An 8,438-nucleotide genomic window follows, 5' to 3' on the forward strand; every position below is an offset into this window, starting at 1 on the left:
ACGGTGTGCCAGTCACTGGTTATGCTAACTGATCGACCGCCTTCGCGAGCAAGCCCGCTCCCACATTTGGATTGCGTTATTTCAGGTGGTCGGTGAGAAACCTGAAGTATTGCTGCCGAATCTCCGGAATCTCATTCGCCAAGTGATGCCTGCCACGCGGCAGCATCAACACCTCCGGTTGGTCGAACTTGCTGCGCAGCACCTTCAGGTTGTGCTGCCAGTCCACCGTCATGTCTTCCTCACCCTGCACGATCAACGGCCGCCGCGTGCTGCGTGGCGCCGCTTCAACACGTTTGATCCAGCGCGCCAGGGCGCCCACCCAGGCAGTCGGCAACTGCCGTGGCTGCAACGGGTCGGCCTCCAGGAACGGCTTGAACTGCGGGTCGTTGGTGTTATCGCTGAAGCGCCGGGCAATGCCTTTGACGAAAGGCCTGAGCAGGTAATAGCTGAGCTGCGACCAACCCCAGGCGCGAGGCCGCACCAGCGGTGACAACAGGAACGTCTTGCCCTGGGCCGGGCTGTCGACGCCATGGCTAAGCAGGTGATCCACCACAATCGCGCCGCCGGTGCTTTGCCCGAACAAGTGCCACGGCTGCGGCAATTGCAGCGCCCTGGCCTGTTCAAACAACGCCTGCACCACGTCCTGGTACACCGCAAAGTCATCAATGCTGGCCCGCTCGCCGCTGGACAGGCCATGGCCCGGCAAGTCGCAGGCGATCACCACAAAACCCTGGTCCAGCGCCCAGTCCACGGCATGCCGGTACAGGCCCATATGGTCGTAGAAGCCATGGAACAGGAACATCGTCGCCACCGGCACCGGTGGCCACCACACCTGGCAGACCACGTCGAACCCATCCACCGCAAACCGCCCCAGGCGGCTTGTCGCGGGCACCTTGCGGGCAGCGAGGTCCAGGCCGTAGAAGCGCTGGTAGACCCGGGCCTCGGCTGAAAGCGGCTGCGCGTCCACCAGTGGGCGCAAGCTTTCGCGTAGATGATCAGGGTCAAACGTAACGGGCATAAGAACTTCCAGACTGTGGCTTCAACGCATTGAACAGATGAATATCGAGCCGCGATATTCATCTGTCAGGGCAAGCATGGCAAGCTACGCGTCCTCCGAGGATTGATCCAAATGCGACAGCCCTACCGCACCACCCTCTTCGCCAGCCTGATCGTGATCATTTGCGCCGGGGTGTTGTGGGCGGCGTATGACTGGTTCCAGGGGCGCTACCTGCGGGCATTCAGTGAGCATACGGCGGTGTTTTCCGGTGACAGCCTGAGCCTGCCGGCCGAGCTTGCCGGCCCGGGCCCGATCCGCATGGTGCACTTCTGGGACCCCGCCTGCCCGTGCAATGTCGGCAACCAGCAGCACCTTGGCGAGTTGATCGAGCAGTACGCCCCCCAGGGCGTGGAGTTCTATTCCCTGCAGAAAGCCGGCAGCCACGGCCAGTTGCCCGCCACCCTGGGCTCGATGAAGGCCCTCAAGGCCGTGCCCGGTGCCCAGCATCTGCCGGCCAGCCCTGCCGTGGGCATCTGGGACCGCAGCGGCAAGCTGGCGTATTTCGGGCCCTACAGCGAAGGGTTGACGTGTAACTCCAGCAACAGCTTTATCGAGCCGATCCTGCAAGCCCTCGAAGGCGGACGCGAGGTCAATGCGACCCACACCCTGGCGGTCGGCTGTTATTGCGAGTGGAACGGGGAAACGTCTCCACCCTGACCCGGCAAGCTGAACAGACGCTGTTCGTTCGACAAACTCGAACAACTGTATCGGCACGCTCCTGTATCGTAAGCAACTAGCCGTACAAGCAGACGACACGGGAACACATGAGCCAATTAACCATCATCCTCTGGATACTCAACGTCATCGTTGATACGTCCGGCCAGTTGGCGTTCAAAGCCGCAGCCTCAGCCAGCGCCGAGCATGACGGCATGGCCCACTGGCGCCATATGCTCAAGCGTCCGTGGATCTGGCTGGGCATCATCTGCTATGTGTTCGAATTCGTGCTGTGGCTGGCCTTCCTGACACTGGTGCCGTTGTCGGTCGGGGTGATGCTGGGCTCCATCAATATTGTCGTGATCATGATTGCGGGGCGTTTCCTGTTCAAGGAAAGCCTGAGCAAATGGCGGTTGATCGGCATCATGCTGATCGCCTGTGGCGTGACCGTCGTGGGGTTCGAGTAATGAAACGGTTTTATATCCTCGGTTTTCTGTCGCTGATCATTTTCGATACCTTGGCGCAGGTCAGTTTCAAGTTCGCCTCGATTCATGCCGAACCGCTGACGATGGACGCCGCCTGGTTGATCCGCGTGTTCGGTGCGCCATGGATCTACGGCGCATTCGTGGGCTACATCGGCGCGTTTTTCACCTGGATGACGCTGTTGAAATACGCCCCGGTGGGCCCGGCGTTTGCGGCCTCCCACCTGGAGCTGATCAGCGTGACGCTGATCTCCGTCTGGCTGTTCAACGACACCCTTACCCTGCCCAAAATCGTCGGTGGCGCGCTGATTATCGCGGGCATACTGTGCCTGGCGCGCAGCGAAGACAAAGAAAGCAAGACCGTCGAGGCCGAACCCTCGCAGACGCTGGCCTCATGACGCCCGTTGTCAGCCAGCGGGAGATTCCGCCAACGGCGGGGCTTCCCCTGCGCTGGCAGGACTTGTTCAACCGCTCGGGCGACCTGGCCCGCGACCTGGCCCGACAGCTCGACATCCCGCTGCCGGCCCTGCCCTGCTCCGGCACCGCCGCGCTGATCATGGCGCTGCGGGTGTTGCAGCAGCGCACGCCGGGGCGCACCGAGCTTATCGTGCCGGCCTATACCTGCCCGCTGGTGGCCCTGGCGGCCCATCACTGCCCGCCTTTGCGCGTGGTGGCGTGCGATCTGCAGTCCGGCAGCATCGACCTGGACGAACACCAGCTGGCGCAGCTGTGCAACCAAAACACCTTGGCGATCGTCGTCACTCACCTGGCCGGGCGTGTGGCGGATGTGGAGGCTGCCAAGCGCATTGCCGAGCCACTCGGCATTGCGGTGATCGAAGACGCCGCCCAAGCCATGGGCGCACTGGATGATGGAAAAAGCGTCGGACTGAAAGGCGACATCGGCTTTTTCAGCATGGCGCTGGGCAAAGGCCTGACGACGGCTGAAGGCGGTGTGTTGTTCAGCCGGGATCCGGCGCTGCATCAGGCGTTGCACCAGCAATGCCGGCAGGACTTGCCCTTCAGCCTGCGCTGGGAAGTGCAACGCAGCGCCGAGCTGTGGGGCTATGCTGCGGCGTATCAGCCCCGCGGGCTGAGGTACGTGTACGGCAAGCCGCTGCGGGCGGCGCTGGCGCGGGGCGATGAAGTGGCGGCGGTGGGCGATGATTTTTCCGTCAACGATATTCCGTTGCACCGCCTCGGCGGCTATCGCCAGAAGGTCGGCGCCGCAGCCCTGGCACGCTTGCCCGAGCATTTGCAGCAAGGCCGCCTGCGGGCCTTGCGTCGCGTGGCGCAGCTGAGCAGCTTGCCCGGCGTGTCGGTGTTGACCGACAGCCCGGGCCAGCAAGGCACCTGGCCGTTCTTGATGGTGGTGATGCCCAGCGCACAAACCCGCGATACCGCGATGGCGCAGCTGTGGACGGCAGGCCTGGGCGTGACCCGCCTGTTCATCCACGTATTGCCGGGCTACCCGGCACTCACCCCGCTGTTACAGCAAGGCGCCGATATCCCCCGCGCGCAAAGCTTCGCCGCCCAGACACTGTCGATCAGCAATAGCCACTGGCTGACGGACGAGCTGTTCGAGCAAGTGCTGGATCATCTGCGGCGGATTCTTAAACGCTAGGCCCAGCTTTGATCGATACGGGTCAACAAGCGCGCATTCAGCTCATTCTGCTGCTGTTGCCAGATCACCACCTGGTTCTCCGGCAGCTCTTCCTGGCCATCCGACGCACTCAGCCAGCGCTTGAACTTGCTCTGGTAGTGGTAGGCGGACACGTCGCCGGTAATGTCCGCGCCAATAATGCTGCCGTGGCAGGCATCGATCAGCGCATTCAAATGCTTCTCCAGAAACTCGCCCTGGTCCCAGTTGGTATTCACCACCTGCGGGCTCAGCACGTCTTTGTCGATGGAGAGATACACCGGCAGCGAAGGGTCGAGCTGCGCCAGGAACGCGCTCATCAACTCGTCCGCGCTGGTGAATGCACGATTGCTGCGGCCTGCGCCGATCCAGTTCAACCAGCGGGTATCGACGTTGGTGTTCCAGTAGGTCAGCTTGCGTTTCACCAGCGGCGACCAGTGATTCTCCCAGGCGTGCTTAAGGGAAATGTCCGGCGAGCCAATGCCCAGCACGTGAACGTGCTCGACCTGCGGCAGGCGGCTGGCCCAGTAGACCCAGGACCCACAATGGATACCAAACGGATAACGCATGTTGTCCGGGTGGTTATCGCAAATGATCAGCTGGATCTTTTGCTGGGTGGGAAGACGGCTCAACAACAGCTGGCTGAGGTGGTGATAATCACCGCTGCCGGTAAACACACAGCCGTAGTCGCTGGGCATCTGCGCGTGCAGGGCGTTCTCCAGCTCCTTGAACTGCGCCCAGCGGCAGCCGAAACGGATCTTCTCCTGCCAGGCTTGCAACGGCAGGGTAAGGGCGCCGGGAATGTTATTCACGGCCCCGTCAAAATCGAGGATCAATGCGGGACGGGCCTGGCTCATGCGGTTTGCTCCTGCTGCCACTGGGTATCGCTTTCAAAATGGTGCCGGAAACGGTTCATCACTTTGCGCAGCAGCGGGTTCCTCACCCACACCAGATGGCGGGTAAACGTGAACTTGGCGCCGAGGCTGGACTTGACCTGTGGGTCGGTCCACCCCGCGACATAAAACTGCAGGCCCTTTTCCAGGGCGAACTCCAGGTTCACAAACCAGCTGACGAAGTACAGGTTGTGCTCCAGCGCCAGCGGGTAGTTCAGGCCGATGTACTTGTCGAGCAACTTGCCGTCTTGCTGGTAGCACAGGTTATAGCCAACCAGTTCGTCTTCGTCCCAGTAGCAGAACACATGCCCGCCGCTGTCGGCATCGGTGAGCAACTGGATGAAGAATTCGGGCGTGAGCAAGTCGAAGTGGATTTCGCTCTGTGCGTACACCGCCTTGTACAGCCGATACAGTTCCTGCTGCCATTGCTCATCGCTGAAGCGGGCATCGCCGGTGTCCAGGATCTCGATGCGCAGCTCATCACGGCTGCGCAGCTTGCGGCGGATATTGCGGCGACGGCTGTGGGACAACCGCGACAGATACTCATCCGTCGAGCTGAAGTCGATCGGTACATAGGCCAGCGCCTGGCCCTCTACATTGATGAATCCGCGCTGGGTGCAGGCCTCGATCAACGCGTGTGCGTAGCGATTGTCCTCAACGCTGAGCAGCGGAGAATCCAGCGGCACATCCTTGACGATGGTGAGCTTGCGTTGCGGTGCACACTCCTGTTGCAGCCATTGCGCCATGTCCTGTGGCGGTACGTTCAGCGGGAACGGGGAATATTCGCTGACCGTGGTGCCGATAAAACAGGTGTCGATATGCAGCCATGACTGCCACAAACGGTACCCCGGCCAACTGCGCAGGCGGCTACGCAGCTCATCGTCTGCGGTGGTCTGCAGGTCGAACCGGGTGAAAAAGTACGGCAGTCCCTGTGCTGACAGCTGGGCAGTGAAACCCACCGGCGGGTATCGCAAAAAATTGCTGATCAGCGATGGCGTTTCCATGCAGCAGGCATAAGGCACCTGTGCACGGCTGGGATCTGTCATAAATTGCATTCCGAAAGTGATAGCAAAGGCGCGCCCGGATGACGGGGTGAATCATCGCGCCGCTGGTTTCATGTAACAGAGTAAACATAATACTCCGCCTACCCGCGGCCCACTTCAGAACCCCCACTTCATGCAGCTCAGGTTCAGGGAGCACGAACCCGAGAGCATTTTCCGCAGCGCTCGCCAAACCCACTAAACTGCCCGAATCTTCACGGTGACCGACTAATAAGGGACAACCCATGAAACGCATCCTGACCGCGCTGGCCATCCTGCTCGTAGCCCTTATGGTTGGCGCCGGCTGGTACGTGTACAGCAAGCAGCCGACCCGCCAGGGCACGGTGGAGCTGGCCCATCTGCAAGGTTCGGTCACGGTGCGCTACGACGACCGAGGCGTGCCGCATATCCGCGCCGAGAACGAGACTGACCTGTACCGTGCCCTCGGCTACGTACATGCCCAGGACCGGTTGTTCCAGATGGAGATCATGCGGCGCCTGTCCCGTGGCGAGCTGGCCGAGGTGCTGGGGCCCAAGCTGCTGGAGACCGACAAGCTATTTCGCAGCCTGCGCATTCGCGAGCGCGCCTTGAGCTACGTCGAGCACATGGACCATGAGTCTGCGTCCTGGAAGGCCCTGCAAGCCTACCTGGACGGGGTCAACCAGTATCAGGACAGCCACGCCAAACCCATGGAGTTCGACGTACTGGGCATCCCCAAGCGCCCGTTCACCGCCGAAGACACCATCAGCGTCGCCGGCTACCTGGCCTACAGCTTTGCCGCAGCCTTTCGCACCGAACCCTTGCTGACCTACGTACGCGATCAGTTGGGCAACGACTACCTGAAGGTCTTCGACCTCGACTGGCAGCCCAAGGGCGCGCTGAACCTGGCGGCCGGAGACTGGAAAGACCTCGGCGCCATTGCCCAGTTGAGCGAACAGGCCATGGCCGACAACGGCCTGCCGCAGTTCGAAGGCAGCAACGCCTGGGCCATCAGCGGCAGCCGCACCAAGAGCGGCAAACCGTTGCTGGCGGGTGACCCGCATATCCGTTTCTCGGTGCCGTCGGTGTGGTACGAGGCGCAGCTGTCGGCGCCGGGCTTCGAGCTTTACGGCTATCACAACGCGCTGGTGCCGGTGGCGTTCCTGGGCCACAACAAAGATTTCGGCTGGAGCCTGACCATGTTCCAGAACGATGACCTCGACCTGATCGCCGAGAAGGTCAACCCGGACAACCCCAACCAGGTCTGGTACCACGACAAGTGGGTGGACATGACCAGCAGCGAGCAACAGATCGCGGTCAAGGGCCAGGACCCGGTAACCCTGACCCTGCGCACCTCGCCCCACGGTCCGATCATCAACGACGTGCTCGGCGAGAATGCCGGCAAGACGCCGATTGCCATGTGGTGGGCATTCCTGGATACCGAAAATCCGATCCTCGACGGTTTCTATCAGCTCAACCGTGCCGATACCCTCGCCAAAGCGCGTGCGGCGGCGGCCAAGGTCCAGGCGCCTGGCTTGAACATCGTATGGGCCAATGCCAAGGGCGATATCGGCTGGTGGGCGGCGGCGCAATTGCCGATCCGCCCGGCCGGGGTCAACCCGGGCTTTATCCTCGACGGCAGTACCGCCCAGGCGGACAAGCTCGGTTTCTACCCATTCAGCGCCAACCCCCAGGAAGAAAACCCGGCCCGCGGTTATGTGGTGTCCGCCAATGCCCAGCCGGCGTCACCCACCGGCATGCCGATCCCCGGGTATTACAACCTGGCAGACCGTGGCCAGCAGTTGAACGCGCAACTGAGCGACAACAGCGTGAAATGGGACGTGGACAACAGCCAGGCCTTGCAGCTCGGCACCACCACCGCCTACGGCCCACGGCTGCTGGCACCGCTGCTGCCGGTGCTGCGTGAGGTGGTCAAGGACCCGGCGCAGTTGAAGCTGGTGGAGCAACTGGCAGCCTGGAAAGGCGATTACCCGCTGGACTCCACCAGTGCCACGCTGTTCAACCAGTTCCTGTTCAACCTCACTGACGCGGCGTTCCACCCGAAACTGGGCGATGGGATGTTCAAGACCTTGCTCACCACTCGGGTAGTGGACGCAGCCTTGCCGCGCCTGGCCGCTTCAGCGGATTCGCCGTGGTGGGATGGCCACCGCGCCGAGACCGTCAAGCTTGCCTGGGACAACAGCCTGCAACACCTCAAGGCGACCTTTGGTGAGGATCCATCGCAGTGGCAATGGGGCAAGGCCCACACCCTGACCCACGGCCATCCACTGGGCTCGCAGAAGCCGTTGGACAAGATCGTCAACGTAGGCCCGTTTGCCGCTCCCGGCACCCATGAAGTGCCCAACAACCAATCCGCACAGATCGGCCCGGCGCCGTGGCCGGTGACGTACGGGCCGTCGACCCGGCGCCTGATTGATTTCGCCGATGCCGCACATGGGCTGACCATCAACCCGGTCGGGCAGAGTGGTGTGCCGTTCGACAAGCACTATTCCGATCAGGCGGAAACGTACATCGAAGGCGGGTATGAGCAGGCGCATTTCAATGATGAGGAAGTGACGGCGAATACCCGCAGTACGCTCAAGCTGTTGCCGGCCCGGACACCGCAATAACTGAAGAAACAAAAAACCAATGTGGGAGCGGGCTTGCTCGCGAATGCGGTGGATCAGTCAATACATC

8 protein-coding genes are annotated in these 8,438 nt (G+C 61.8%); 5 read left to right on the plus strand and 3 right to left on the minus strand.

All coding sequences use genetic code 11. From position 1 onward, the window contains the following. Nucleotides 1-76: 76 nt before the first annotated feature. Nucleotides 77-1,018 (minus strand): phospholipase BipL, encoded by a 942-nt coding sequence (gene bipL, locus ACW9I6_RS28095; RefSeq protein WP_134327491.1) that lies wholly within the window; start codon nucleotides 1,016-1,018, stop codon nucleotides 77-79. Nucleotides 1,019-1,129: 111 nt separating this feature from the next. Here bipL and ACW9I6_RS28100 point away from each other — a divergent pair, with 111 nt between their 5' ends. The 4 genes from ACW9I6_RS28100 to ACW9I6_RS28115 all read left to right on the plus strand — a co-directional run bounded on the left by ACW9I6_RS28100 (nucleotide 1,130) and on the right by ACW9I6_RS28115 (nucleotide 3,814). Further along, nucleotides 1,130-1,714 carry a DUF6436 domain-containing protein gene (locus ACW9I6_RS28100; protein ID WP_401197591.1) on the plus strand — a complete coding sequence of 195 codons (585 nt, stop codon included), beginning with the start codon at nucleotides 1,130-1,132 and terminating at the stop codon, nucleotides 1,712-1,714. A 107-nt stretch (nucleotides 1,715-1,821) separates the two neighbouring features. After that, the gene (locus tag ACW9I6_RS28105) at nucleotides 1,822-2,178 is read left to right on the plus strand and encodes an EamA family transporter (RefSeq protein ID WP_003213864.1); all 357 of its coding nucleotides are present in this window, start codon (nucleotides 1,822-1,824) and stop codon (nucleotides 2,176-2,178) included. Then, a complete protein-coding gene (locus tag ACW9I6_RS28110; RefSeq protein ID WP_008438917.1) occupies nucleotides 2,178-2,591 on the plus strand; it encodes a DMT family transporter in 414 nt (137 codons plus the stop codon). Before ACW9I6_RS28105 ends, ACW9I6_RS28110 begins: the two co-directional genes overlap by 1 nt. Beyond that, nucleotides 2,588-3,814: a DegT/DnrJ/EryC1/StrS family aminotransferase gene (locus ACW9I6_RS28115; protein WP_457340074.1), complete on the plus strand. Its 1,227-nt coding sequence runs from the start codon at nucleotides 2,588-2,590 to the stop codon at nucleotides 3,812-3,814. Before ACW9I6_RS28110 ends, ACW9I6_RS28115 begins: the two co-directional genes overlap by 4 nt. On the opposite strand, the gene ACW9I6_RS28120 is transcribed toward ACW9I6_RS28115, so the two are convergent. After that, nucleotides 3,811-4,686: a hypothetical protein gene (locus ACW9I6_RS28120; RefSeq protein WP_457340075.1), complete on the minus strand. Its 876-nt coding sequence runs from the start codon at nucleotides 4,684-4,686 to the stop codon at nucleotides 3,811-3,813. The two genes, ACW9I6_RS28115 and ACW9I6_RS28120, sit on opposite strands and share 4 nt — an antisense overlap. Next, the gene (locus ACW9I6_RS28125; protein ID WP_177022350.1) at nucleotides 4,683-5,768 is read right to left on the minus strand and encodes a GNAT family N-acetyltransferase; all 1,086 of its coding nucleotides are present in this window, start codon (nucleotides 5,766-5,768) and stop codon (nucleotides 4,683-4,685) included. The genes ACW9I6_RS28120 and ACW9I6_RS28125 overlap by 4 nt, the downstream gene beginning before the upstream one ends. A 239-nt stretch (nucleotides 5,769-6,007) precedes the next feature. Between ACW9I6_RS28125 and ACW9I6_RS28130 the strand changes: the two genes are divergently transcribed. Beyond that, nucleotides 6,008-8,371 (plus strand): penicillin acylase family protein, encoded by a 2,364-nt coding sequence (locus ACW9I6_RS28130; protein ID WP_177009081.1) that lies wholly within the window; start codon nucleotides 6,008-6,010, stop codon nucleotides 8,369-8,371. Nucleotides 8,372-8,438 lie beyond the last annotated feature (67 nt).

This window comes from Pseudomonas sp. SDO5522_S412 (assembly GCF_054071215.1).

Bases quoted from the DNA above. Each gene is read 5' to 3' on its own strand.
- bipL (WP_134327491.1), bottom strand. From the start codon at position 1,018: ATGCCCGTTACGTTTGACCCTGATCATCTACGCGAAAGCTTGCGCCCA.
- ACW9I6_RS28100 (WP_401197591.1), top strand. From the start codon at position 1,130: ATGCGACAGCCCTACCGCACCACCCTCTTCGCCAGCCTGATCGTGATC.
- ACW9I6_RS28105 (WP_003213864.1), top strand. From the start codon at position 1,822: ATGAGCCAATTAACCATCATCCTCTGGATACTCAACGTCATCGTTGAT.
- ACW9I6_RS28110 (WP_008438917.1), top strand. From the start codon at position 2,178: ATGAAACGGTTTTATATCCTCGGTTTTCTGTCGCTGATCATTTTCGAT.
- ACW9I6_RS28115 (WP_457340074.1), top strand. From the start codon at position 2,588: ATGACGCCCGTTGTCAGCCAGCGGGAGATTCCGCCAACGGCGGGGCTT.
- ACW9I6_RS28120 (WP_457340075.1), bottom strand. From the start codon at position 4,686: ATGAGCCAGGCCCGTCCCGCATTGATCCTCGATTTTGACGGGGCCGTG.
- ACW9I6_RS28125 (WP_177022350.1), bottom strand. From the start codon at position 5,768: ATGACAGATCCCAGCCGTGCACAGGTGCCTTATGCCTGCTGCATGGAA.
- ACW9I6_RS28130 (WP_177009081.1), top strand. From the start codon at position 6,008: ATGAAACGCATCCTGACCGCGCTGGCCATCCTGCTCGTAGCCCTTATG.